Source organism: Deferribacter abyssi (assembly GCF_049472655.1).
Classification (GTDB): domain Bacteria; phylum Chrysiogenota; class Deferribacteres; order Deferribacterales; family Deferribacteraceae; genus Deferribacter; species Deferribacter abyssi.
In genome coordinates, this window is sequence record NZ_JAQNCS010000012.1 from 41922 (window position 1) to 67876 (window position 25955).

Sequence of the window (25955 nt, forward strand, 5' to 3'; positions counted from 1 at the left end):
CATTACCTCAAAGCATCTTTTTCAGTAGAAAAAATCTTAAAAACTTTATCTAAACCTGTAAAAGAAAACATTTCCTTTAAATCAGCTGATAAATCACAAATCTTTAAGCTTTTTTTATTCTTGTTGCTCTGTTTATATAAATCTATAATCTCTCTAAGTCCCGAACTGTTCATATATACAACCCCTTTAAATGAAAGTATAACCGTGTCCACATCATTGAATAACTTTAACACTTCATTTTTCATTATCTGTCCTGTCTGTGCATTGATTTCCCCTGTCAGGTAAACAACTTTCTTACCGGAAACATCCTTCACTTCATACATCACTAACCTCCTTTTTTCTTTATTATAAATATAGTAATATCATCTTCAAAAGGTCTTCCCTCTGCAAACTCTTTTACATCCTCCATAATATATTTAATTATATCATCACATTTTTCATTGTGAAACATTATTATTTTATTTATTAATCTATCGTATCCATATTGTTCATCATTTTTATTCATAGCTTCTACAAGTCCATCTGTATACATAAATGCAATATCACCATCATCAAAGATAAAGTTCCCTTCTTCATACTCCACTACATCAAAAGCACCTAAAAATAAACCATTTGCAGTAATTTTTCTTACAACCATTTCAGATTTATCAAAATAAAGCAGTGGGTTATGCCCAGCACTTGCATAATTGCATTCACCAGTAATACTATTCATAACAACATAAAACATTGTCACAAAGTCATTTGTATAGATATTTTCACACAAAATCTCATTCACCATAGTTAAAGCCTCAGATGAAGATATTACATCATAAGTATAAGATCGCATAATCGCTCGTGTAATAGCCATTATTACCGCAGCAGGTACACCATGACCACTAACATCAGCCACAGTAAATCCCCAATAACCGTTACTCATTTCAATACAATCATAATAATCACCACCCGCTTGCTCTGCAGGGGTATAAAAAGCCGCAAACTCGTACCCGTCTATTTCAGGCAATTTTTCTGGTAAAAGACTTGATTGAATCTCTCCAACTTGACGCAACTCTTCATCAATAATCTCTTGAGCTTTTTTGAGTTTCTCATTCATTTTTAATAAATCTTCATTAAGTTTCATCATCTGATGTTGCTTCTCTTTCAATTCATGCTGTTGTCTTTTGATTTCATCAAGAAGCAACACTTCTCTTGTGGAATCACGTATACTTTCAACTATATAATTATCGAAACTATTAAACTGTAACGTAAGAGTCTTATTATTAACTTTTCTAACAGACTTTACTATTTTTTTATCTACCAAAGGGCACTCTGTACAAGGCTCAGTAAAACCATAAACTTCAAAACATTTACCAACTTTTAATTTTTCAGAATGCTTACCAACGAAATCTGAAACTTTATAATTTAAGACATTTATAGAATAATCTTTTTCTACCACCATCAAGCCGTCACTAATGCTATTTATCACCTTTGTCAAAAAACGATGTTTTTTTTCAATCTCTTGTTTTTTGAGATTTAAAATAACATTATTTGCTTTCAATTCTTTAGCTTGATGTGTAAGTTTATCTACCAGTACTTTTGCTTCAGTGATATCATCAAGCACTTCAATAAAATATTTGTCATCAACATACTCAAATTTCCCTCTAAAAATCTTCCTAAATCCTCTAAAATTTATCGTATCGTGTATAATATCCTTAGCAAACCCTTTTTCCTTTAAGACAGATAAAGAACAGTTTTCGCAAGGTTCTGTTCTTTTAAACAATATTGAATAACATTTTTTACCAATTACCTGAGAAGGAATCTTATTGGTGAGCAATTTTAATTTATTATTTATAAACTGAATTCTATACTCTTCATCAACCACAACAACAATTTCATCAATACTATTTAGCAGTATCGAAAAATCAAAACCTTTCATCATTTAACTACCAAGATTATTAATAATATAAAAAAAATAATAATAAACAGTGCTGATGACACTAGCAATTTCATAGATAATCTCTTGTTTTCATCAATATACTCTCTTTTATACTGCTCAATCTCTTCTTCTATCTTATTAAATTTATCAAGATATTTTTCAATTTCTTTTCTATATTTCTCAACATCCTCCATTAATTCATATTCAATGATAGCCCCAATATACATAATCAAAAGTTTTACATAGTTAAATAAATCTACTTTTAAATATTGAAATTTATCCATAAAACTATATGTAGAAATAACAACTAAGTTAGGTAGCAATTTAAACTGTTCTTTTTTTAATCTTTCTTTTGTATCATCAGGTATTTCATCAAAATCTTTTATATTTGAAATCATCTCTTTAATAGGCTCATAAAGAGAAACATATCTATAAACAATGTCTTTTATCAAATTTATCCTAATTACATTCTTTTCTTTAGGCAATTCTCTACTTCTAAGATAATTTTTAATTAAAACAAAACCTGATGGAACCTTAACCCGTTTTCTAACAACTTTCTTTTTAGGAATCTTTTTTTTATCTAATGCTATAAGAGTCTCTATTATTTCATCTGTAGTAAAAATGAAATGCCCTTCATCATCTAAAATTTGTCTATCATCATCCCTCAATGAACCATTAGTGAAAAAAAACAATTTAGTAAGGTTGTTGTCATTCATAATTCTAAGTACTTCCACAACTATATCAGATGCCACATCTTTGCTTTCTTTAACAACTTCAACCCATACTAAGGCCTCTTCATCACTTTTTTTATGCTTCCATATCTCACATCTTGTTTTATTTGGAATTTCTCTAATACTAACATGAAATGCATAATGAAAATCATCCATTATCTCAGCAACATAATTATAAAAATTTGCAATATTGATATCATACAAATCTTTAGGATTTATTTTTCTAATCTGACTCATAAAGCTCTACTCGCCTATTTTGAACAGCTCCCTTAAAACTATTGGATACTAAAGGATAAAATTCACCTAAACCAACAATCTTCGCATTCTCATCAATATCAGCATATTTTTTCAAAAGATTTTTCACAAACTTTGCTCTTAATATAGATAATTCATAATTATTTTTATATTTATTATTAGGTTTTACAGGCACTGAGTCCGTATGCCCATAGATATAATAAACTTTTTTTTTATCTAACGACTTAACAAATTCCAACGTTTTATTATCCAATCTAAAAGAATACGAACCTTTATCAAAATAAAAAGTTTTTATAAGTTTTAATCTTGTAAAGCTTGCCTGTGTATCTTCTATTACCAAGCTATCATCCGGCTTTTGTTTCAGCCTAACTGCCCCAACCTTTTCGACACTAATTACTTTCCAACCGTTTAATGAGATTTCCTCTTTGGCATCTTCGATACTTTCGCTATATACGTAAAAAGATGTACTTATAGAACCTGGTTTTTCTGCAATAACTTTGAACTTATACTTTTCATCTCCACCAGATATATTGATACTTATTAAAACGATTAACAGACTTAGGTAAAAGTTTTTTATAATTTGTTTTTTCAATTTTAAAATCCCTTAAAGCCCTTTTAAAGTTAGAATCGGAATATATCTTAATAATCTTTAGTTCTTTTATTACGTCGGCTCCACCATTATAGTAATAAAAAGACTTATAATCTAACTTACTTACCGTTTGAAATCTCCTATCTAAGGTGGTAACCTCATAAACAAACACAACTAAAAGAAAAATTATACTATTTTTTATAAATCGAATTAAGTTCATTTATTTTATTTAAAATATCATCCAAACTTACTGGTTTAGTCAAAAAGGCATCGATTCCATATGCAGAAAATTTCTTACTATCGTTAACTTCTCCTCTTGATGAAATTGCCAAAATAGGTCCATTATACCCAGCTTCCCTCAAAGACCTTGCCAGCTCAAAACCATCCATTTCTGGCATAAAAATGTCAGTTATTACCATATCCACATCAAAATTTCTAACAGCAGCTATAGCATCTTTACCATTAGTAATTTCAATCACCTCTATCCAACCTGTACCACCCAACAACCTTTTCATTATCTTTCTATCAGTAGCAGAATCATCGACTAACATTAGCCTTATCCTATTTCCAGTCTCAGGAACTGTTGTTTTACTTCCTTTTCCTTTTCTTGCCCTTGGAATTCTCGGCATTTTCGAAGCTATATCCATTATTCCTGCAACATCGAGTATCAACCTGACAGTACCATCCCCCATAATAGTAGCACCTGCTATTCCCACAGTTCCACCTAAATACTCACCCAAAGACTTAATTACTATTTCTTCTTGCCCTATAAGCCTATCCACAATAAAACCAACACGTTTTTCTGCTAATGCAACCACAACAACATACATTTCGTTGCTAAATGTAGGTTCTAATTCAAAAACTTCATTAATCCTAACCAGCGAAAGAACTGATTCCCTTAGTTTCAAAACCTCTCTACCTTCAAAGTTATGTATCTCGTTTTCATCAATTTTAACAGTCTCAATTACAGACACAATAGGAACAGCAAAAATCTCACCGGATACTTCTACAAGAAGCGCCTGTATTATTGCTAAAGTTAGAGGTAATTTCATCCTAAAGGTAGTTCCCTTGTCAATTTCTGAATCAATCTGTATAATACCATTTAATTTCTCTACATTAGTTTTTACTACATCCATCCCAACACCACGACCAGAAACCCCTGTCACTTTTTCAGCAGTGGAAAATCCAGGTCTAAAAATCAATGCTAAGGCTTCTTCTTTACTCAATGTCTTAGCTTCCTCTGGAGTAATAATACCTTTTTCAACAGCCTTCTTTTTAAGCTTTTCAGGATCCATTCCTCTACCATCATCACGTATTTCTATTACAATATGATTACCTTCGTGATATGCTGTAAGATGTACTGTACCTTTTTCTGGTTTTCCTTTTTTTAATCTCACATCAGGTGGCTCAATACCATGATCAACGGCATTTCTAAGCATATGAATTAATGGATCGCCAATCTCTTCCACAACAGATTTATCAAGCTCTGTATCCTCTCCAGAAATCACCAAATCTATCTCTTTGTTTAACTCCCTACATAAATCCCTAACCATCCTTGGAAACTTATTAAATACCTTTCCAATAGGTACCATCCTTGTTTTCATTACTGCTAATTGTAATTCTGTTGTAATAAGGCCAAGATGAGAAGATGTTTCAAGAAGTTGTTCTACCAGAAAATCCCCATCAAATTTTTTTTCAAATTCTGTTGATATCTGAGCTATTCTATTTCTACTTAAAACAAGTTCTCCCACAAGATTCATCAATGTATCAAGTCTACTTACATCTACTCTTATTGTCTGCTCTATAGCTTTCGTTACTTTACTTATCTGTGAAGGTTCATTCTTTCCAGTAGTTTTAGATTTCTCAGCTTTCTTAACATCAGACTGAGATTCTTTTTTTAAAGCTTTACCCTCATTAACCAATTTTAGCTTTTTAACAATTTCAGTGGTATCCGTCGTATCACTACCATTTTTTATATCCTCAACAATTTTCCTCACACAATCAACAAACTCTAAAAGAACGTCCATTACCTCAGTTGTAACTACCATATCTCCTTTACGCAATTTATTTAATATCTCTTCTGCCACATGAGTCACTTCTGTCAATTTATCAAAACCTAAGAAAGACGACGAACCCTTAATTGTATGAGCAGCACGAAAAATCTTATTTAGTAAATCTAAATCATCCTTTCTCTGCTCAAGTTCCACAAGATCCTGATCAAGCTGTTCAATCAGCTCTTCTGTTTCAATTAAAAAATCCTGTATTAAATCACCCATTTCATTATCCATAACACACTCCTAAAAACCTAATTCTTCCAGCAACTTATCTACTAGCTCTTGATCCTCTAAAACTTCTTTCTTTTCTTTTACTTCACTCAATTTTTCTAAATCTAGCTTATTAGTTTTCAAGCCTAGTTTTATTATCAAATCAGCAATTCTGTTTTCTATTTCATCCAAGATGATCATAAGTTTATCAATTTTCTGTTTGGTTATATCTTGAAACTCTAAAGCAGCTATCATATCAAAACAAATATCTTCACCTTCCATGATCGAATCTTTTATCCCGTTTAAATATATTTTTGCTTTATCAAAATCTCCAAGCTGAATTGTTTCTTTCAACCCTTTTAAACTTTCTTTTATAGAATCTATGTTAAAATTGATTTTATCAATCTCACTCAAAATTGATTCAGTAGCTTTTTTCATATCATTAATTATTTCGCGCAATATTTTCTCAAATAAAGGTAAATCCTCATAAGCATCAGAAAAAGTATCATCCACTATCTTTAGCTTTTTCAAAGCTTCATTAAAATATTGTGCAATATGAAACAACTCACTTTCAGGCTTAATATTAATCTCTATTAAATCATAATCCCCACTATTTATCTTTTTCGCAATCTCAATAAGTTCATTCAAATCATTCAAATATTCACTCATCTTAATATCCAAGCAGTTTAAATACCTTCTCCTTCAAAGTATCTGGAGTAAAAGGTTTAACAACATAATTATTTACCCCACTTTTCAAAGCAATTAAAATATCTTCTTTAGCAGCCTCTGTAGTAACCATCAAAATAGGTATTTCATCATACTCTTTGTTAGCTCGAACTGTTTTAACAAAGGTCAATCCATCCATTTCTGGCATATTCCAATCCGTTATAATAAGATCAACACTATTTTTAGATAAAACTTCCAAAGCCTCAACACCGTTAGATGCTTCCAGTACATTTGAAAATCCTATTTTATGTAGAGTATTCTTTATAATCCTACGCATTGTCGATGAATCATCAACTGTTATAATAACATCATCATAAGCCATTAAAGCCTCCTAAATACTATATTTAAAAAATTAATACATTGTTATTTAAATTTATTCAAGTTTTTTCATAGTCAGTCTTTCAACTTTTCTATTCTTTCTGCCCGACTAACAATCTCTTGAATCCTCAGTCCAAAATAACCATCAACTACAACAACTTCTCCTCTAGCAATAACCTTATTATTAACTAAAAGTTCTACTGGTTCATCAGCATACTCTTCCAATTCAATAATTTTACCAGGGCCAAGTTCCAAAATATCTTTTAAATACATTTTCGTAGAACCTATTTTAACGGAAACAGGTATTTCTACATCAAGCAATATATCTATATTACCACCTACCTCAATTTCATTACCCAAATTACTATCAAAATCACCAACATCTGGTGTAATATCATCAACCTCTTTACTATACTTTATCATATCATTAAACTTAGAATCTACGAAAAATACAAATCTAGAATCAATTTTACCAGCTTTAAGGATAAAAGTAATTCCACAAATCTCTTCTTCAAATTCTGGTTTTTCAAATACAACATCAGCTATAGAAAAACTAAATTTCTTTTCAACATACTCAGATAAAGGAACATTCAATGAAGATACAACTTGACTAGTCAGTTCCTTAACTGCATCTTTCGTATCCTCATCAAGCTCGTCCTTGGATTCCCCCTCTCCCATCATCATATAATCTACCAATGCTGTTATATCTTTCAAACTAAAGATAAAACCACAAAATAAATTATTTTCATTTTCTTCACCTTTTACAAAAACTGGATTCTCTATATCACTGACAATATCATCTAAATATCCAGTATAAAATTCTTCTACTTGCAACTTAACTTCTTGATTTATCACAGTTTCTAAAGAATTTGAAAAATGTTCGTTAATTAAATTAACTACATCCTTTAACTTTGGAATCTCATCAAAACTTATTATCTTTTTCACAAATCTACCCCAACTTTGTTTTCTTCAACAATATTTCTTTTAAGCTTAACCGCTTTTTTTACACCTGAAATTCCTAATTCTAGTTCAAATTTCTTTAAGTTATTAATATACAATACGGCCGGCATAGATGCTTTATTGTTCAAAACAACAGTATCTCCCACCTTTAACGACAATATATCATTTACTGTTAGAATGTTTTCTCCCAATATAGCACGAATCTCTATTAAAATATCTTCTAATAACTGATAAATCTGCTCTTCATAATTCCCAAACTTCCCTTTCTTGCCCCCTATTATCCAATCCTGTGAACTAATCTTTCCTAAGATAGGTTCTAAAGTTATTGCTGGAAAACAAAGATTTATTAAACCAGATGCTTCTCCAAATTTTAACTCAAAAACTATCAATACCACAACTTCGTTCTGAGCAACTATTTGTATAACTTGAGGACTATTTTCACTCACTTCTTTTTTAAATTTCACATTAGGAATAACCTGCCTCCAAACATCTTCTAGCTCTTTAAGTAAAAGATTAATTACACCATCCAACAACTTCTGTTCTAATGCTGTTAATTCACGCATCTTGTATAATGGTTGGCCTGTCCCTCCTAACAGCTTGTCTACAATAGGAAAAACAATTGAAGGGTTAATCTCCAACACCACATTACCTTCTAAGGGAATCATGCTCAAAACATTAAAACTTGTGGGATCTGGAAGAGACATCAAAAACTCGCCATATGTCATCTGATCAACACTAACTAGGTTTATATCTGTAATTGCTCTTAAAACGTTAGATAATGCTGAACTGAAATTCCTAGCAAATTTATCATGCAAATTTCTAATAGAACGAAGCTGTTCTTTAGAAACCCTGTCAGGTCTTCTAAAATCATATACCGATACTTTCTTAGGAACAAACTCTAGGGTCTCGACCTTTTTTTCATCTAACCCTTCTTCAGCTACTGTAGATAAAAGTGCATCAATTTCTTCTTGACTTAAGATATCAGCCATATTTTATCCATTTTTTATTTACAATAATATTCAATCCTCTCGGCAATCCTATCTAAAGGAACTACCTCATCAGCTATTTTCGCTTCTACCACAGCTCTTGGCATTCCGTATACTACACACGTTTCCTCATTCTGAGCGATAACAATACCACCTCGCTGCTTCAATTTTTTCAACCCCTCTTTTCCATCAGATCCCATCCCTGTCATTATCACCCCTAACCCATTTCCCCCTATACATTCTACTGCGGAACTCACCATCACATCAACACTTGGTATATGTAGTATATTTTTGGGCTGTTCTGTAACTTCTGTATAATAATTCGTCCCAATTTTACGAACCTTTAGATGAAATCCTCCCTTTGCAATATAAACGACATTAGGTTCAATCTTTTCCTTTCCTTGAGCCTCAATTACTGTCAATTTACTCAAAGAATCTAGTCTATTTGCTAGAGACTTTGTAAAATTAGGTGGCATATGCTGAACAACTAATATCGGCTTGTTAATACTTGGGCTTATCTGAGGAATAACACGCTGTAAAGATTGAGGACCACCTGTTGATGTCCCTATCAAAACCATACTAATTGGAATTTTCTTTACAGCTCTACCAACTGGCTGAATTTGTGCAGGCTTTTCTTTTTTATCTTCTCTACCAAATGTAACCTTTCTGGTTTTATGAGAAAAAACTTCTGTTATTCTCTTTTTTGCAAAATGCTTTATTTTTTCAATCAGCTCCCTTTCAATTTTCATTACTGTTAATGTAGCAAATGACTTATCTTTTGGAATAAAATCAACAGCACCTAATTCTAATGCTTTAAGAGTAGCTTCTGCTCCCTCAGTTGTTAACGAACTCACCATTATTACTGGTCTAGGGAACTTTTTCATTATGATTTTCAAAGCTTCTAAACCATCCATTACAGGCATTTCTATATCGAGGGTAACAACATCGGGATTCAACGATTCAACTAACTCAATAGCTTCTTTACCATTTCTAGCAAAACCAACAACCTCTATCTCTGGCTCTTTTCTTAACATGGTTTCTATAGCTTTTCTCATAAAAGCAGAATCATCTACAATTAAAACTTTTATTTTATTCATAGTATTTTTTAATCCTCCTCTTGAGTTTATTCACTACATTGTTATGTATTTGGCACACTCTTGATTCTGAAATACCTAAAACTGCTCCTATTTCTTTCATCGTTAACTCTTCATAATAATACAAAGTAACAATAAGTCTTTCTTTTTCTTTTAAGTTTTCAATCTCTTTAGACAAAATATTTATTAATTCCTGTTTCTCTATATTTTCTTCTGGTGTTAAAATATCACTTTTAATAAAATCAACTAATGAACTATTTTCATCATCTCCTACTACTGTATCAAGGCTAGCTGTATCTGAATTTTCAATCAATTCTAACAGCTTGTTAACCTCATCCTCCTCCATACGATATTCTTTCACAATTTCCTCAACTGTCGGTTTTCTTCCCAGTTTTGTTGACAGTCTTGCTACCTTCTCTTCTAAATCTTTAACTTTACTACGCATACCTCTTGAAAGATTATCTAAACTTCTAAGACAATCTAAAATAGCACCTTTTATTCTGCGTTCAGCATATACTTTAAAATCAACCCCTTTAGATTTGTCATATCTATTTAATGCTTCCACAAAACCATAACATGCAGCCGAATAAATCTCGTCTACATCAACACTATCAGGTAAAGCAGATACAGCACGAATGACCCACGATTTTATTCTAGGAATAAACTCATTAATCAACTCTTCCTGATTTAAATAACTGTTATTTACCTTGTAATAACTATTCATAATATTTTTCTATAATTATTAAAAAGTTGTTCAATGTATCGTAAAAAATATTTTGAAATATTATATATTATTATAAAAATCAATAAATCTCTAAAAAAAACAGTTAAACTTATATCGTAAAAATGAATAATTTTATAAGTAAAAGATATTATAAAAACAAAAGAAGCAATTAATAATGCTACATGGCCATAAATCCCTTTCATATCAGCCTCTCATAACAAAAAATTCTTCTACATTTATGCTTCTGTTTTTATCATTAAATCTCAACACATTATCAACTATCATTCTTAAATCTTTGGCATACTCCGTTGATGGAAAAATTTCCGATAGAATTTTTTGCCTAGTTACAGCCTTTACAAGTTTATCATCTCTTCTTATAAAACCTAATAACTCGATATCTTTTTTTAAGAAATTATAAATAACTTTTCTTAGATTCTCATAAACAGTCTCAGCTTGAACTTCCCCTTTAACCATATTTATAACAAAATGCGGTGTAATATTTTTATTTTTATTGTGCACAACCTTAACCAATGCATATGCATCAGTTATTGCAGTAGGTTCTGGAAGTGTTATCACAATAAAAAGATCAGAAAAAATAATAAATCTTAAAACATTTTCTGCTATTCCTGCTGCTGTATCAAAAATTATATAATCGTAGCTTTCATCAAGTAATACAAACATATCTAAAATCTTATCAAAAACTTCCGTTTCAATATGAGTTAACTCCAAAAATCCACTTGAGGCAGGAAACACATCAAACCCTTTCACATTTTTTATAACTATTTCCTCGATTTTAGCGTTATTTAAAAAATAGTCCTTAATTGTTTTAATTGGTGCTATGTTTAAAATTACATCTACATTAGCAAGCCCCAAGTCAGCATCAAATAGAAGAACTTTTTTCCCTCTTTTCACAAGTTGATAGGCAAGATTTACCGCAAAATTTGTTTTACCTACCCCACCTTTTCCACTCGCAACAGATATATAAACAGATTTTCTATTCTTAGCCCATGCCATTTTTCTCAATAGTCCTGCTTGATCAATCACTACTCTCTCCACATCCTCTGAATTTCGTTCAATAATTTAATAGCAATCTTTCTGCCATCTGGTATTTCTAAATCTTCAGGAACATTCTGTCCTGTAGAAAGCAATAATAACGGCACTTTTTTTATAATAGGAACATTTATCAATGGGCCAAAATGTCTTGTTTCATCAAGTTTTGTGAATATAAGATATTCAGGGTGCAACATTTTGTACCTATCAAATGTATCATACATCTCAGCATGATTTGAACTCATAGATAATACCAATACTGTTGTAATCAATGGACTAACATCTAAAAAATTAGCTAACTCTCTGATTTGTGCGTCATCATACTGACTTCTTCCCATAGAGTCTATAAAGATATACTCAAAATCTTTAAGCTCAGCAATCTGAGACTTTAGTTCATTAGGTGTTGATGCAACTTTTAACGGTATATTTACAATTTCAGCATATGTTTTCAACTGTTCAACAGCACCTATTCTGAAAGTATCAATGGTAATAAGAGCAACTTTACTTTGATGTTTTAAACTTAAATTAGCCGCAATTTTTGCAATTGTAGTAGTTTTACCAACACCTGTGGGTCCAACCATTGCTACTATCTTTTGCCTCAGCGAGGTAAGATAATCTTTTTCAACTGGTATAAGATCTCCCATCAACTGTACAACAACCTTTTTAATCTGAGCATTACTAAATTCTGTAGATATCCTTTTCTCTATTTTTCTTAAAAATTTATATACTATAAGATCATCAACACCATTTTTTACCATTATATTGTAAATGAAACTGAGTCTCTCTGGCAAATCAATACTACTCAATTCACCCTTACTCTGGTTCTTCATTTCTGAAAGTTGCCTTTTAATTTCACTTATCTCTTTTAACATTACCTCAAATTTATCAAGTCCAAGTCTATTAATAAGCTCCTCTATATCAAAACCAATATTTTTACTCTGCTTAGCATTATTAATTACTTTTTCCTTCTTATTTCTAACATCTGGTTCATAATCTACCGCAGCAGTGACCTCTATAATAGGTCTTGAAAAAAGACCAAAACTCCCATTTTTTACAATCTTCTTTGTGGATAAAATAACTGCATCAGGACCTAAATCCTTTTTTATCAGCTCTATAGCTTCTCGCATATCATAAACTTCATACTTTTTTATCTTCATCTTTTAATCTCCACTGTTCCTAATGATTCAATCTGAACATTCTCAGAAATCTCGTTGTGAGAAATAATATAAAGATTAGGTACATATTTTTCTACAAATCTTCTAAATGGAAATCTTATAGGTGGTGAAATTACTAAAACCGGATTAAACCCCTGATCAGTTATCTCTTTAGTTTTATTTATTAACTGCTGCAACAATTTCTGTGCAGTATTCGGTTCCATTACCACTTCTCTTCCATCATCTCCTTGCTGAATATTTTGTGCAATAACCTGTTCAATTTGTGGCGCCAAAGTAAAAACATACAGCCTTCCATCAGGAGCTAAAAGACTTTCTGTTATCTGTCTTTTCAAAGCTGCCCTTACCTTTTCTGTGAGATATTCAACATCTTTATTTTGCGTTCCATAAGAGGCAAGTGTTTCTAAAATTGTAGGCAAATTTCTTATGGACACCCTCTCTTTAAGTAAATTTTGCAAAACTCTTTGAACCAAACCGATATCTAAAATATTAGGTATAACATCCTCAACTAACTTAGGATATTTTTCTTTTAATCTATCAATTAATTCTTGAGTTTCCTGTCTTCCAAGCAATTCGTAAGCGTATGTTTTAATTATTTCTGCTAAATGAGTAGATATCACAGTTGCTGGATCAACTACCGTCATTCCTTCAAGTTCAGCTTTTTCTTTCTCTATATCATCCACCCACTTTGCATCTAAATTAAAAGCAGGCTCTTTTGTAGGTATCCCATCAATATTTTCAAGGTCACCATCAGGATTCATAACTAAGTATTTATCTGGATATACAGAACCAGATGCAACCTTAACTCCTTTTATAAAAACTAAATACGAATTTGAATCAATCTGTAAATTATCCCGAATTCTTATTGGAGGTACAATAAACCCCATCTCCATAGCGATTTGCCTACGCAAAGATTTTATCCTGTTTAAAAGAGTTCCTCCTCTATTCGTATCTACAAGTGGAATAAGATTAAAACCAATCTCTAACTCCATTAAATCAATATCTAAAAGCTCTTTAACCATCTCTTCTTCAGGAGTTTCCTCCGATTCTTGTTCATCTTGTTCTTCTGTCTCAGCAGTAACACTCTCCTTAATATTCCTCATCATATAACCCACTACAAAAAGAAGAGTAGCAAGTAAAACAAAAGAAACCTTAGGCATACCAGGAATTATTGCAAAAAAGAAAAGTATTCCACCTGCTACAAATAAAACTTTTGAACTTTGAAATAATTGATTTATCAGTTGGCTTCCTAAATCAGCCTCTGAACCAGCTCTTGTGACCACAATACCAGCTGCAGTGGAAACTATTAACGCAGGAATCTGACTTACAAGCCCATCACCAACAGTCAAAATAGTAAATCTTTTTGCTGCATCACTTATTGTCATACTATGCTGAGCTACACCAATAATTAGACCACCAACAATATTAATTGCAGTAATAATCAAACCAGCAACCGCATCTCCCCGAACAAATTTACTAGCACCATCCATAGCTCCATAAAAATCAGCTTGCTTCTGAATTTCTTCTCTGCGTTTTCTTGCGGTCTGTTCATCTATCAAACCAGCATTCAAATCAGCATCAATACTCATTTGCTTACCAGGCATTGCATCAAGAGTAAACCTTGCAGCAACTTCTGCAACTCTTCCAGAGCCCTTAGTTATAACAACAAAGTTTATAATCACTAAGATTAAAAATATTATAAATCCCACCACAAAGTTACCACCAACAACAAACTGTCCAAAAGCCTTAATCACAGCTCCAGCTGCCTCTTCCCCTTCACTACCATGTAATAAGATTCTTCTTGTTGTGGCAACATTTAACGATAGTCTAAAAAGCGTTACAATTAGTAATACTGAAGGAAACGTTGAAAATTCAAGAGGCTCTTTTATATAAACAGAAACAAGAAGTATCATCACTGCCAAAGTAATACTTAATGTAAGGAAAAAATCTAACAAAAAGGCTGGCATTGGTAAAATCATTACAATCAAAATACCAACGATAGCTAAAGCTATAAGCATTTCTGATTGCTTTAAATATTTAACGATAACATTTTCTGCCATTTAATTACACACCTATTGATTAGAAATTTTCTTATTTTTCATTTTATATACAAAGGCAAGTATTTCAGCAACAGCTTTATATAGATTTTCTGGAATTTCATCTCCTATCTCAACTTGAGAATAAAGTGATCTTGCAAGAGGTGGATCCTCATGGATAAAAACACCATTTTTTTTTGCAATTTCTTTAATTCGTTGAGCAATAAGCCGTTGTCCTTTTGCCACTACTTTTGGAGCTTTATCTTTCCCTGTTTCATATTTTAAAGCCACTGCATAATGTATTGGATTAGTAATCACTACATCAGCTTTAGGTACCTCCTCCATCATTCTTTTCCTAGCCATTTCACGTTGCATACTACGGATCCTCTGTCTAATTAAAGGATCCCCTTCCATTTGCTTAAATTCTTCCTTTACTTCCTGTTTTGTCATTTTTAAATCCTGTTCATACTGCCACTTTTGATAAAAAAAATCTAAAATAGCCATTAATAAAATTAATAAACCTATTTTAAAGCACAATTCAAAAACTAATTTACCTAAAAAAGCCATGCTCGAAAACGGATCTGTATCAGCCAAATTGAGTATAGTAACCATCTTACCTTTTACAATATAAAAAGCCACAAGCCCTACAACAAAAATTTTAAATAAAGACTTAAGAAGTTCTACAAAGCTTCTTTTAGAAAAAAGATTTGAAAATCCGTTTACAGGATTTAGTCTATCCCATTTAGGTTCTAAGGCCTTAGGAGATATAATAAATCCAAATTGTGCAATATTAACTATTACCCCCACCATAATCATCAACATAAAAAAAGGAGCCAAAACTCTAAGAATAAATGAAATTCCAAAATTAAAAATATGTATAATAATCTGTTTATCAATGCCAGGTTTTGAAAAATTCAAAATATGACTTATAAACTTTCCAAAATCTTCTATAAAAACCGGTGTATAAAAATACAAAAAAAGAACACTTACCAGAAAAGTTACTGCTGTAGATAGTTCTCTACTTTTAGGAACATTACCTTCCTCAAGAGCTTTTTGCCTTCTTCTAGGCGTAGCCTCCTCAGTCCTTTCAGCGTCACTTCTTTCTGGCATTAGCCACCCAACATTCTGAAGAGTTGATCAATACTCTTAAAGTATTGATATAATATTTTTTCAAAAACCGTATAAAAATATGTTAAGCTCAATAAAAGAACGGTTAATCCAAACGCAATTTGAACTGGAAAGCCTACAATTAATATATTCATCTGAGGTACAAGACGAGCCATAATCCCCATGACAACATGCAAAAGTAAAAGAGTTACAAAGACTGGAGCAATAATTTTAACGGCAGTTAAAAATACCGAACTAAACTTACTCACAAGAAAAAAATAACTATCACTATCAAAAATAAACGTACCTAATGGAATAGTATCAAAAGAATATGCAACCGCTTTTATTATCAGTCTATGCCCGCCTATCGCTAAGAAAATTAAGATCATGATAATATTTTGAAACTGAGCAATAATGGAAACTTGTGTATTTGTTTGAGGATCTAAAATATTTACTACTCCAAACCCCATTTGAAATCCTATAAGCTGTCCACCAAACTGAACACCTGTAAATATAAATCTAGCAAGCAATCCTGTAACTAAACCTATTAATAATTCTTTAAAAACAATTAAAATAAATAATACTGTTGAAACATTTTCAAAAGAAAGTATCGAAACATTGTTAAAAATTAACAAACCAATTACAATTGAAAAAAAAAGGCGCAAACGCAAATCTACTACACCACTACCAAAAACAGGTGCTGTAAACAAAATACCACTTATCCTAATAACAATTAAAAAAAAAGTTATTAGATAATCAATATTCAACAAACTCTCAAAAGAAACCATCACACCTCACATTCAAGAAACAATCATTATAGCTAGCGTATTACTCCCTCCCTCTCTCTCAACTTATCATTTTAATTCTAAGCTTTTGTTCCCAAAATCTTCATATACTGTACTCTTTCAAGGCTTTTAAATTCTTCTATAGTATCAATACCTTTACCCCTAATAGCCTTAATTGAAGATATATTCATATCATCCAAAGTTTTATTAAGCTCAACTAACATATTCTCAGCATATTTTATGCCATTCTTATAAAACACAGATGCAATCTCTACTACAGATGCTCCCATATAAATATGCTCTAATATCTGCTTTGCATTATGAATCCCTCCTGTGGCAGCAATATTGATATCAATTTGTTTATGAATAACCCCTACCCATCTTAGCACCTGATAAGTCTCTGAAGCATTGCTAAAATAATTTACTGGAACATATTTCTCTTTATCTATATCATAAGACAGCTGATAATACCTGTTAAATATAACTATACCATCAGCACCTACATCTTTTAACCTTTTAACCATATATGGGATCGATGTAAAATACCACCCAATTTTAACCGCTATCGGAATATTTAAGTTAGCCTTAACACTTTCCGCTATATCTAAATACCTTTTCTCCACTTCTCTTGGATCATCATTAACACTAAAAGAAATATAAGAAATATTAAGTTCCAAACCATCAGCACCAGCCTCTTCTATAGATTTTGCATAATCAATCCATATCTCAGAATCTATACAATTGACACTGGCAAAAACAGGAATTTTCACACGTTTCTTAGCTTCTTTTATCAGATCTAAATATTTAGAACTTCCATACATTAATCCTGCAGAAGAATATTCATATTCATAAGCTTCAGGATGGAAATCGCTTGAGACTGCCCCCAATTCAGATTGAATTTCTTCTTCAAACAAAGATTTCAACACTACAGCAGCAACTCCAGCACTCTCAGCTTGACAAATATTATCAATATTCCTTGTTAAAGAACAACTTGCCAATATAATTGGGTTTTTCAATTCATATCCAAGATAAAATGTCTTAATATCAGCCATACTTTACCTCTCATTCTTTTATTAAAACTTCTCTAGGTTTTGATGTCCCATCACTTGGAGCTATAACACCTTGCTTCTCCATAATTTCCACAATTCTTGCAGCTCTATTATACCCAATTCTTAAATAGCGCTGAATCATAGAAATAGATGCAAAACCTTTTTCTTTTACAAGCTCTAAAGCCTCATAGTATTTTTCGTCAAGTTCACTCTCATCAACCCCGTTAACATCTTCACTTTCGTCTTTCACAAGTTCCATATTGTAAACAGGCTCAGCTACCCCTTTCAGATAATTAACAATCCTATTAACCTCACTTTCACTTACAAAACACCCATGAATCCTAATAGGCTCACTACTTCCAGGAGGGATAAAAAGACTATCTCCTTTACCCAATAAAACCTCTGCACCGTTTTGATCAAGAATTGTTCTTGAGTCTGTTTTTGATGACACTCTAAAAGAAAGTCTCGCTGGCATGTTTGCTTTAATAATTCCTGTAATAACATTAACAGAAGGTCTTTGCGTTGCAAGAACGAGATGAATCCCCACAGCTCTTGCCATTTGTGCTATTCTAATAATTGCCTGTTCCACCTCTTTGCCTGCAACAATCATTAAGTCCGCAAACTCATCCACAACAACTACAAGATAAGGTAGTTTATCATACCCTTCTTTCTCAGCCAACTTATTATAAGAAATAATATTTCTTACTTTTTTCTCTGCAAGAAGTGCATATCTATGCTCCATTTCTTCCACAACATTTTTTAAAACATTTGCAGCCTTCCTAGGATTTACCACAACTGGTGCAGCAAGATGAGGTATCCCATCATATACACTAAGTTCTACCATCTTTGGATCAATCATCACAAACTTCACTTCCTCATAAGAGGATTTATATAAAATGGAACAAATAATTCCGTTTATCGACACACTTTTACCACTGCCAGTAGTACCTGCAATAAGTAAGTGTGGCATTTTTGCTAAATCAGTAATATAAGGCTTACCAGAAATATCTTTACCAAGAACAATTGTAAGGGGAGAATTGCTTTTAACGAATTTCTCTGAGACTAACAACTCTCTTAAATACACAGTGGCTCTCTTATCATTTGGTAGCTCAATCCCCACTACAGACTTCCCAGGAATTGGAGCTATAATTCTCACACTTACCGCACTCATGGCAAGGGCAAGATCATCTTCAAGATTTGCAATTTTGCTAATCTTTATACCTGGAGCAGGTTCAAACTCATATAGTGTCACTACTGGACCAGGCTGAATATCTTTAACTTTCCCTTCAACACCAAAATTTTTCAGTTTTTCTTCCAAGATTGTTGCATTCCTCTTTAGTTCTTCTTCTGAAACAGAAAAAACTTTATCATTAAACTCATCAAGCAAATCTATAGGAACAGCATATTTCAACTTTTTCGCCTCTTTTACATCAGACATTGGCGAAATATTTATGCTATCATTTTCCGTGGCTATATCAATTTCACTAATTTCATCTAACCGCTCATCTCTAACGATTTTATTCTGCTTATCACTTTTATTTCTTTGCTTTTTAGAAACTCTATTTCTCTTTTCAAACTTTATTCTTTTTAAAAAATTTAAATCAAGTCTATTAAATGCAATATCGTTTATAGCAAAAAACAAGGAAACAATAACACCAAAAAGAGTCAAAATAATTCCACCAATATTACCAAAAAAACTCTCAATATAATAATGGGAAAAAATACCTAAAACTCCACCAGCAAATTTCCCTTTGAAAAAGAAATCATGTTTTCCAATTATACCACTAAAAAAAGATAAAAACATAGATAATGCAAAAAAAGAAACAAATCTTGAAAACAGCTTAAGCCAACTCTCACTTTTCCAAATATCTCTAATAACAAAAATAGCCATTATCACATATACAAGAGCACTCCAGCCAAAAATTGTGCCCATCAAATCAGAAAAATATGCACCAATCTTACCAAATCCATTGTTTACTTTTAAACTTAAATCTGTAAAAACCAAATTGCTAAATGATGGATCGTTCTCTGAATATGTAAACAGCGATATCGATATAAAAATAAAAACAAATACTGCTATTAAAAGTTTTAATACTTTTTTGTTTTTTTCATCTAAAGCCATACTACTGCAGTTATCCCCACAATTAAGCAGTAAATCGCAAATATTTTTAAATTAGCTTTTTTTACAAAATTGATAACTAAAGACAATGCCACCAAACCACTTATAAACGCCGCTGTCATACCAAATAAATAAGCATTTAGATTACTCAAACTTACAACGTCAACATTCTTTATTTGCAATAAAGTAGCTCCCAAAATAGCTGGAACTGATACTAAAAACGAAAACTCCGCAGCTTCATCTCTCTTCACCCCCAGAAAAATAGCAGTAGCAATAGTGGATCCTGAGCGAGATATTCCAGGTATAACCGCAAACCCCTGTACTATACCAATAATGAAAGATTTTGTCCCATCAATTTGCATATGACCTTTACCTTTATCTGATAGATAGAGAATTATAGATGTTATAATCAATGCATAACCAACATAAACAATCTTCGAAAACAAAATTTCCACATATTTCTCTAAAAATAAACCGATAATAGCTGTTGGTACTGATGCAATAATAATACCCCACAAAAATCTTTTATTTTCGTAATAAATCACTCTATATTTTCTAATAAATATCCCAAAAAAAGCAGCAATAATTTTACCTATTCTTTTGCGAAAATAAACCAGTATAGAAAGCAAAGTAGCAAAATGTAATAAAATATCATAAAAAATCCCTGGCTCATTAAAATTTTTCATTAAACTCTGAGCAATTACAAGATGACCACTTGAACTAATAGGTAAAAACTCAGTCAAACCTTGAATTAAACCAAGAAGTAATGCATCATTAATATTCACCGTTCACCCCTTTATAACAGATATTTAACAATAGGTCTTTTATCAAATTTCCTTTTAAAGAAACGTTTTACAATTTTTTCTACAAATTCCTCCCTAGAAACTTCTACATCAATCAAATTGTCTAATAAAAAATTAGACAACATTGTGATATATTTTTTATCAAGGTTAAAACCAATTACTTCAAACTTAAAATCTCCATTGATTTCTTGTATAAGCACAATCCCATCCCTTGAAAGATGTTTCTTTATTTTCAAATCTTCCTCACTTAAAATAAAATCACCTCTTCCATCAATGTATCTTCTACCAACTTCCATTTTATTTTCGCCAATAAGATTTTCATCTTCAAAAACCAAAACATCCCCATCTTCTACAAAAAGTCCTTTCGTTTGAATATCATAATGCACTTCCTCTAACAACTCAATATGAGTCTTCATATGTCTATACTTTCCATGTATAGGTATCAAATATTTTGGTCTTATAAAATTCAACAACAATTTTGCTTCTTCTTTTGATGCATGTCCAGATACATGTATTTTTTTTTCCTCTATATCCACCACTTTTGCACCAAAATAATAAAGCTTATTTATTGTGTTGTTTAAATTCAGTTCATTACCAGGAATAACTCTTGCAGATATAATAAAAAGGTCCCCTTCTTTTGCTTTCAAAATTTTCCTTTCATTTGCAGCTATTTTATAAAGAGTTGAATTAACCTCACCCTGACAACCAGAAATAATATAGCAAATTTTATCATCATCTATTTTTTTAGCCTCTGTTAAATTAACCATCAAATCATCAGGAAAACTTAATAACCCCAGCTCCCTACCAATTTTTACACTTTTAACTACCGAAGTACCATCAACTACCACTTTTCTACCAATCTGCTGACAAATATCTATAACCTGTTTTATTCTATCAATATTTGACGAAAATGTAGTAAAAAAAACACGCCCTTTAGCTTGTAGAAAAACATCTAACAAATCATTATACACAGATGATTCTGATGATGTAATCCCTTCATTTATAACATTTGTAGAATCTGATAATAATACAGTAATCCCTCTTTTCCCAATCTCCATAAATCTATGAACGTCAAAAGGTTTACCATTTACAGGAGCTTGATCCATTTTATAATCAGAAATATGTAATATTTTATAGTCATCATTTTCTATATAAAGTCCAAATGTATCCTGAATTGAATGTGTAACTCCCACAAATTCCACTTTAAAATCTCCAAAACAGTAAACATCACCATCACGCACAACTGTATTTTCCAATTTAATTTTTTTCTCTTTCAATTTAGATTCAATAAGTTTTAATGTTAATTCTCCCCCATATATAGGCAACTTATATTCTTTAAGCAAATAACTTACACCACCTATATGATCTTCATGACCATGAGTTAATATTATACCACGTAATTTATTTTTGATTTTGTCAATATACCACCAATCAGGAATTATCATATCTATGCCTGGATAACTGTTATCCGCAAATTTTACACCACAATCTACAATAATCGCGCTATTTTCACTTTCATAAAGATACATATTCATCCCAATTTCACCTGCACCACCTAGAAATATTATTTGTGATGACATTTACAACCTACCTGACCTAAAATATCCTATTGCCAACAATACTCCCATCATCATTGATACAAGAAACCCAGCAATCCCAAAAATTGATATACCATAAATCTTTGGTCCAAAGTCTTCTATCAGCATTATCGTACTCGAAAAAACCGTAAAAGCAATCATTATACTAAAACCCAACCTATTTGAGGCCCTATCATGATGTTTTATATACTCATCAAGTTCTTTGATAATTACATTTACACCTAATTCAGCATTTTCAATATTTTTTACCAGTCTTTTATAATTTTTTGGAAAATTCTCTATTACATACTTATAATCCATTATAAGTCTTCTAAAATCATTCAATATAAGGTCAAATGAAAGCTCATTTTTGATTACCTTGTATGCATACCCTTTAGCATAATCAAGCATATTAAAGTCAGGATACAACTTTCTACCTATCGATTCTAAAAACATAAATGTTTTCATTATCAAAAAGTAATCTTTTGGAAAATAAAATTTGAATTTTTTACCAATAACAAATATTCTTTCAATACTTTTTTTGATATTTACTCTTTCAAGCTCTTTACCATAAACAGGAAGCAACAAATCAGTAAGTTCGCTTTTTATTTTTCTAATATCTTGATCTTCATCAATTATTCCAAAACTCACAAATTCATCAACAAGTGCTTCAATATCAAACTCTATCAAATATCTAAATAAGTGACTCAAATGTATCAACAACTCTCTATCTATCTTTCCAATAATTCCAAAATCAAAAACAACAATACGCCCTTTATCATCAATTACAAAATTCCCTGCATGTGGATCACCGTGAAAAAAACGTAAATCAAAAACCTGTTGCATATAAAAATCAACACCAGCTTCTGCAATTTCCCTTGTATTAAAACCGGCCTTTTTCAGCTTTTTTACTTCATCAATTGGGATACCAGAATGATAGCTCATTACAATAACATCATCATTACACATATCTTCAAAAACTTCAGGAATCACAATTTTAGAATTAGCATTGAAAAATTCTCTAAATTTTTTCATATATGCTACTTCAATTTCAAAATCCAGTTCCTTAAGAAGTTGGTTGTAAAACTCTTCAAGATACTCACTTATTTTCCATTCTGCTGCTTCTTCAATATATTTTTCTGCAGTATTTGCAATCCACAATGCTATAGCAAAATCTGTTTCAACCTGCTCTTTGATGCCATCCCTTTTTATTTTTAAAACAACATCTCGGCCATTTTTCAAGCGTGCTCTGTGTACCTGAGCAATAGAAGCCGCAGCTAAAGGAGTTTCTTCAATATAATCAAAGTATTTTGAAGGGTCTTTATATATTCTTGTCAATTTTTCATATATTCTTTCAAAAGGTATAGAAACAACAGAATCCTGCAACTTTGAAAGTTCTTGAACAAGTTCTGCTGGTATTAAATCATCTCTAGCACTTAACATTTGTCCAAGCTTTATAAAAGTAGGTCCAAGAGTCTCAAGCATTTCTCTAATACGAACTTCTACAGGTAATGCAGACCTTTTCTTATATCTTCCAAATGTTATAATTTTTTTCCCAAAACCAATTAAAGATGACAAATAGATATCATCTAGATATTTACCAAAACCGTGACTAGCTATCACAAAAAGAATCTCTTTTAATCTATTAATATTACGAAAGGTCCTAATAAAATTCAAAATTCACCTCTTTTGATATTTTAGCACAAAACATTTATACATCAATAGAAGATATCACTGGAATCAACCTATTTCTTATAACAGCTTGTTGTATACACAATAGAAAGGACAATATATTTCACTGGTATTTACAGCACAACATAATGTACCTCAAAAAATATATCTTAATATCCTATTATGCATAAAAATCTTTTTAACGCCCCTATAATTACATAGTACATTTATTCACATTTTTTACAAACACAGAATTTTCTGCTATAATACAATATGGCTAATCATAGAATTATCTGTGAAACTTATAGATCTTTATCTTTTCTATTCCATCTTTTTACTTTCAAAAAAGGGGTAAACTAACATGAGAATATTAACAATATTTTTTGTGTTATTAACAGTTTCACTCGCATTTGGTTCACAAAACGTAATGCAAAAAAAGAACTTTACAATGGATAACCATATTGACTCAAAAATAGAAATTAATACTGATAGACCAGGCAATGATTATAAGAATTTTAACTTACCATTTCCAGATTATAATTTATGTATGCAAGAATGTGAAAAAGATCCGAAATGTAAAGCATGGACTTACGTTAAACCTAACTCTGGGCAAGGTCTGTATCCAAGATGTTGGTTAAAATATAACATACCAACACCAATTAAAAACAATTGTTGCATATCTGGAATTAAAAATGTTACCAATAAAGCCAACATCTCAAAAAATAATATCAACACAGAAAGTTGGTTTAAAAATTGGGAAATAATCCAATTACCAACGGCTCCTAACGGTAAAATAGGTGTTATAGCAGGCTCAAATGAAACTTTCGGTTGGAAAAAACCAGTAAGAAAACTAGGGGATGCAATGCCGCCTTCAGGAGCAAAGGGTGCAGCACTTTATCTTCATCCAATAAGCCCTAATAAACCAACTATTTTGAAAGGTAAATATTTCGTTAATTCAAAAGAAAAATTGTTAATGTTTCGTGTAGCAGGAAACATCAATGGAGACTTTCTACTAGAAGTTAAAATAAATGGAATAAAAGCACTTGAAAGAGTTGTTAATGGTAAAAAATGGTATGAACTAACAATTCCCTTACAACAATATTACGGTAAAAACATAGATGTAGAAATGCTAATCAAAGCAAACGGTTGGTATTATGAATATGCTTTCATTGATGAAATCAAACTGATTGACAACCCATATATTAATGTAAATAACAATTCCTCAGAAGATAAAGAAAAAATCGATTTAAATTATTTAGGCTGTTTTAAAGATGCAGGTGACCCAGCAGGATTAAGAGGAAGGGATTTAGGAGCTTGGTGGTTTTCTTCAGCTAATATGACTCCACAGCTCTGTATACAAGAATGCGGTAAAAGAGGTTATATTTATTCCGGTGTTCAATATGGCTCACAGTGCTTTTGTGACAACAATTACGGAATGTACGGACCTGCAAATAACTGCAACATGAAATGTTCAGGAGATACTTCTAAAATTTGTGGAGGTGTTTGGGCAAATGACGTATACAAAACTGATACTCAACATATCAATAACACACCACAACAATCCTCAATCATTTATAAAATATCTGAATGCGCTGCATATCAAAATTCTGACAATTATTTAAACAAATCAATACCTGAATTCTTAAATAAAACAATTTCAAAAATCTTTATCACTTGTAAAGTAAAAAACATCCCTATAAATACAGTATTAACAGCACAATGGTATTACATCCAGCCAGATGGCGAAAAAATGTTTATAATTAATTACCCATTCGAAATAAAGCAGGTAAACTATACAGGTTATCTCACTTATCATTTAGAGATGCCGTCTGATAAACTATGGCCACCAGGAAATTATGAAGTTATAATTACAAACAATGGTACACAGTTAAAAACCATTACGTTTAAAGTCAGATAGATTAAAAAACAATTAGTCTTTGTTTTGGAAACATATTTAATTGATAAGCAAAACATTATTCATTTATAACGCTTATAAAAATATATCTAAAGGGGGGCAAGCCCCCTTT

At 31.4% G+C, this 25955-nt stretch carries 23 protein-coding genes; 1 reads left to right on the forward strand and 22 read right to left on the reverse strand.

Features of this window, described 5'->3' with window-relative positions; translation table 11 throughout:
- Positions 1-2: 2 nt before the first annotated feature.
- The 22 genes from OWK30_RS07965 to OWK30_RS08070 form a co-directional block, all read right to left on the reverse strand.
- Positions 3-323 (reverse strand): STAS domain-containing protein, encoded by a 321-nt coding sequence (locus tag OWK30_RS07965; RefSeq protein ID WP_423325314.1) that lies wholly within the window; start codon positions 321-323, stop codon positions 3-5.
- Between the two features lie 2 nt (positions 324-325).
- Complete coding sequence (locus tag OWK30_RS07970; protein ID WP_423325316.1) at positions 326-1915, reverse strand: SpoIIE family protein phosphatase; 1590 nt, start codon at positions 1913-1915, stop codon at positions 326-328.
- A complete protein-coding gene (locus OWK30_RS07975; RefSeq protein WP_423325318.1) occupies positions 1912-2880 on the reverse strand; it encodes a hypothetical protein in 969 nt (322 codons plus the stop codon). Before OWK30_RS07975 ends, OWK30_RS07970 begins: the two co-directional genes overlap by 4 nt.
- A complete protein-coding gene (locus tag OWK30_RS07980; RefSeq protein ID WP_423325320.1) occupies positions 2867-3490 on the reverse strand; it encodes an OmpA family protein in 624 nt (207 codons plus the stop codon). The genes OWK30_RS07975 and OWK30_RS07980 overlap by 14 nt, the downstream gene beginning before the upstream one ends.
- A 188-nt stretch (positions 3491-3678) precedes the next feature.
- Entirely contained in the window at positions 3679-5775 is a 2097-nt protein-coding gene (locus tag OWK30_RS07985; protein WP_423325322.1) for a hybrid sensor histidine kinase/response regulator, read from the reverse strand.
- A 9-nt stretch (positions 5776-5784) separates the two neighbouring features.
- Entirely contained in the window at positions 5785-6420 is a 636-nt protein-coding gene (locus OWK30_RS07990) for a protein phosphatase CheZ (protein WP_423325324.1), read from the reverse strand.
- A gap of 1 nt (position 6421) precedes the next feature.
- Entirely contained in the window at positions 6422-6799 is a 378-nt protein-coding gene (locus OWK30_RS07995; protein WP_423325326.1) for a response regulator, read from the reverse strand.
- Positions 6800-6870: 71 nt separating this feature from the next.
- The gene (gene fliN, locus OWK30_RS08000) at positions 6871-7740 is read right to left on the reverse strand and encodes a flagellar motor switch protein FliN (RefSeq protein ID WP_423325328.1); all 870 of its coding nucleotides are present in this window, start codon (positions 7738-7740) and stop codon (positions 6871-6873) included.
- The gene (gene fliM / locus OWK30_RS08005; RefSeq protein ID WP_423325330.1) at positions 7737-8744 is read right to left on the reverse strand and encodes a flagellar motor switch protein FliM; all 1008 of its coding nucleotides are present in this window, start codon (positions 8742-8744) and stop codon (positions 7737-7739) included. Before fliM ends, fliN begins: the two co-directional genes overlap by 4 nt.
- A 14-nt stretch (positions 8745-8758) precedes the next feature.
- The gene (locus tag OWK30_RS08010; protein WP_423325332.1) at positions 8759-9838 is read right to left on the reverse strand and encodes a protein-glutamate methylesterase/protein-glutamine glutaminase; all 1080 of its coding nucleotides are present in this window, start codon (positions 9836-9838) and stop codon (positions 8759-8761) included.
- Positions 9831-10559 (reverse strand): sigma-70 family RNA polymerase sigma factor, encoded by a 729-nt coding sequence (locus OWK30_RS08015; RefSeq protein WP_423325334.1) that lies wholly within the window; start codon positions 10557-10559, stop codon positions 9831-9833. The genes OWK30_RS08010 and OWK30_RS08015 overlap by 8 nt, the downstream gene beginning before the upstream one ends.
- A complete protein-coding gene (locus tag OWK30_RS08020; RefSeq protein ID WP_423325336.1) occupies positions 10556-10762 on the reverse strand; it encodes a hypothetical protein in 207 nt (68 codons plus the stop codon). The genes OWK30_RS08015 and OWK30_RS08020 overlap by 4 nt, the downstream gene beginning before the upstream one ends.
- Position 10763: 1 nt before the next feature.
- Positions 10764-11603, reverse strand: a complete 840-nt coding sequence (locus tag OWK30_RS08025; RefSeq protein WP_423325338.1) for a MinD/ParA family protein — start codon at positions 11601-11603, stop codon at positions 10764-10766.
- Positions 11603-12766, reverse strand: coding sequence for a flagellar biosynthesis GTPase FlhF (gene flhF / locus OWK30_RS08030; protein ID WP_423325340.1), 1164 nt, complete (start codon positions 12764-12766; stop codon positions 11603-11605). Before flhF ends, OWK30_RS08025 begins: the two co-directional genes overlap by 1 nt.
- Positions 12763-14841 (reverse strand): flagellar biosynthesis protein FlhA, encoded by a 2079-nt coding sequence (gene flhA / locus OWK30_RS08035; RefSeq protein ID WP_423325342.1) that lies wholly within the window; start codon positions 14839-14841, stop codon positions 12763-12765. Before flhA ends, flhF begins: the two co-directional genes overlap by 4 nt.
- 12 nt (positions 14842-14853) lie before the next feature.
- Positions 14854-15927, reverse strand: coding sequence for a flagellar biosynthesis protein FlhB (gene flhB, locus OWK30_RS08040; RefSeq protein ID WP_423325344.1), 1074 nt, complete (start codon positions 15925-15927; stop codon positions 14854-14856).
- Positions 15927-16712: a flagellar biosynthetic protein FliR gene (fliR, locus tag OWK30_RS08045; RefSeq protein ID WP_423325346.1), complete on the reverse strand. Its 786-nt coding sequence runs from the start codon at positions 16710-16712 to the stop codon at positions 15927-15929. Before fliR ends, flhB begins: the two co-directional genes overlap by 1 nt.
- A gap of 77 nt (positions 16713-16789) precedes the next feature.
- A complete protein-coding gene (locus tag OWK30_RS08050; protein WP_423325348.1) occupies positions 16790-17761 on the reverse strand; it encodes a dihydroorotate dehydrogenase-like protein in 972 nt (323 codons plus the stop codon).
- A 10-nt stretch (positions 17762-17771) separates the two neighbouring features.
- The gene (locus OWK30_RS08055) at positions 17772-19880 is read right to left on the reverse strand and encodes a DNA translocase FtsK (protein ID WP_423325350.1); all 2109 of its coding nucleotides are present in this window, start codon (positions 19878-19880) and stop codon (positions 17772-17774) included.
- Positions 19871-20662: an undecaprenyl-diphosphate phosphatase gene (locus tag OWK30_RS08060; RefSeq protein ID WP_423325352.1), complete on the reverse strand. Its 792-nt coding sequence runs from the start codon at positions 20660-20662 to the stop codon at positions 19871-19873. Before OWK30_RS08060 ends, OWK30_RS08055 begins: the two co-directional genes overlap by 10 nt.
- 11 nt (positions 20663-20673) lie before the next feature.
- Positions 20674-22260: a ribonuclease J gene (locus OWK30_RS08065; protein ID WP_423325354.1), complete on the reverse strand. Its 1587-nt coding sequence runs from the start codon at positions 22258-22260 to the stop codon at positions 20674-20676.
- Positions 22261-23934: an ABC1 kinase family protein gene (locus OWK30_RS08070; RefSeq protein WP_423325356.1), complete on the reverse strand. Its 1674-nt coding sequence runs from the start codon at positions 23932-23934 to the stop codon at positions 22261-22263.
- A 355-nt stretch (positions 23935-24289) separates the two neighbouring features.
- Between OWK30_RS08070 and OWK30_RS08075 the strand changes: the two genes are divergently transcribed.
- Positions 24290-25846: a WSC domain-containing protein gene (locus OWK30_RS08075; protein WP_423325358.1), complete on the forward strand. Its 1557-nt coding sequence runs from the start codon at positions 24290-24292 to the stop codon at positions 25844-25846.
- Positions 25847-25955 lie beyond the last annotated feature (109 nt).

Excerpts from the sequence above, each read along its gene's own strand:
- OWK30_RS07965 (WP_423325314.1), bottom strand. The coding sequence starts at position 323 with ATGTATGAAGTGAAGGATGTTTCCGGTAAGAAAGTTGTTTACCTGACA.
- OWK30_RS07970 (WP_423325316.1), bottom strand. The coding sequence starts at position 1,915 with ATGATGAAAGGTTTTGATTTTTCGATACTGCTAAATAGTATTGATGAA.
- OWK30_RS07975 (WP_423325318.1), bottom strand. The coding sequence starts at position 2,880 with ATGAGTCAGATTAGAAAAATAAATCCTAAAGATTTGTATGATATCAAT.
- OWK30_RS07985 (WP_423325322.1), bottom strand. The coding sequence starts at position 5,775 with ATGGATAATGAAATGGGTGATTTAATACAGGATTTTTTAATTGAAACA.
- OWK30_RS07990 (WP_423325324.1), bottom strand. The coding sequence starts at position 6,420 with ATGAGTGAATATTTGAATGATTTGAATGAACTTATTGAGATTGCGAAA.
- OWK30_RS07995 (WP_423325326.1), bottom strand. The coding sequence starts at position 6,799 with ATGGCTTATGATGATGTTATTATAACAGTTGATGATTCATCGACAATG.
- fliM (WP_423325330.1), bottom strand. The coding sequence starts at position 8,744 with ATGGCTGATATCTTAAGTCAAGAAGAAATTGATGCACTTTTATCTACA.
- OWK30_RS08010 (WP_423325332.1), bottom strand. The coding sequence starts at position 9,838 with ATGAATAAAATAAAAGTTTTAATTGTAGATGATTCTGCTTTTATGAGA.
- OWK30_RS08015 (WP_423325334.1), bottom strand. The coding sequence starts at position 10,559 with ATGAATAGTTATTACAAGGTAAATAACAGTTATTTAAATCAGGAAGAG.
- OWK30_RS08020 (WP_423325336.1), bottom strand. The coding sequence starts at position 10,762 with ATGAAAGGGATTTATGGCCATGTAGCATTATTAATTGCTTCTTTTGTT.
- flhF (WP_423325340.1), bottom strand. The coding sequence starts at position 12,766 with ATGAAGATAAAAAAGTATGAAGTTTATGATATGCGAGAAGCTATAGAG.
- flhA (WP_423325342.1), bottom strand. The coding sequence starts at position 14,841 with ATGGCAGAAAATGTTATCGTTAAATATTTAAAGCAATCAGAAATGCTT.
- flhB (WP_423325344.1), bottom strand. The coding sequence starts at position 15,927 with ATGCCAGAAAGAAGTGACGCTGAAAGGACTGAGGAGGCTACGCCTAGA.
- fliR (WP_423325346.1), bottom strand. The coding sequence starts at position 16,712 with ATGGTTTCTTTTGAGAGTTTGTTGAATATTGATTATCTAATAACTTTT.
- OWK30_RS08050 (WP_423325348.1), bottom strand. The coding sequence starts at position 17,761 with ATGGCTGATATTAAGACATTTTATCTTGGATATGAATTGAAAAACCCA.
- OWK30_RS08055 (WP_423325350.1), bottom strand. The coding sequence starts at position 19,880 with ATGGCTTTAGATGAAAAAAACAAAAAAGTATTAAAACTTTTAATAGCA.
- OWK30_RS08065 (WP_423325354.1), bottom strand. The coding sequence starts at position 22,260 with ATGTCATCACAAATAATATTTCTAGGTGGTGCAGGTGAAATTGGGATG.
- OWK30_RS08075 (WP_423325358.1), top strand. The coding sequence starts at position 24,290 with ATGAGAATATTAACAATATTTTTTGTGTTATTAACAGTTTCACTCGCA.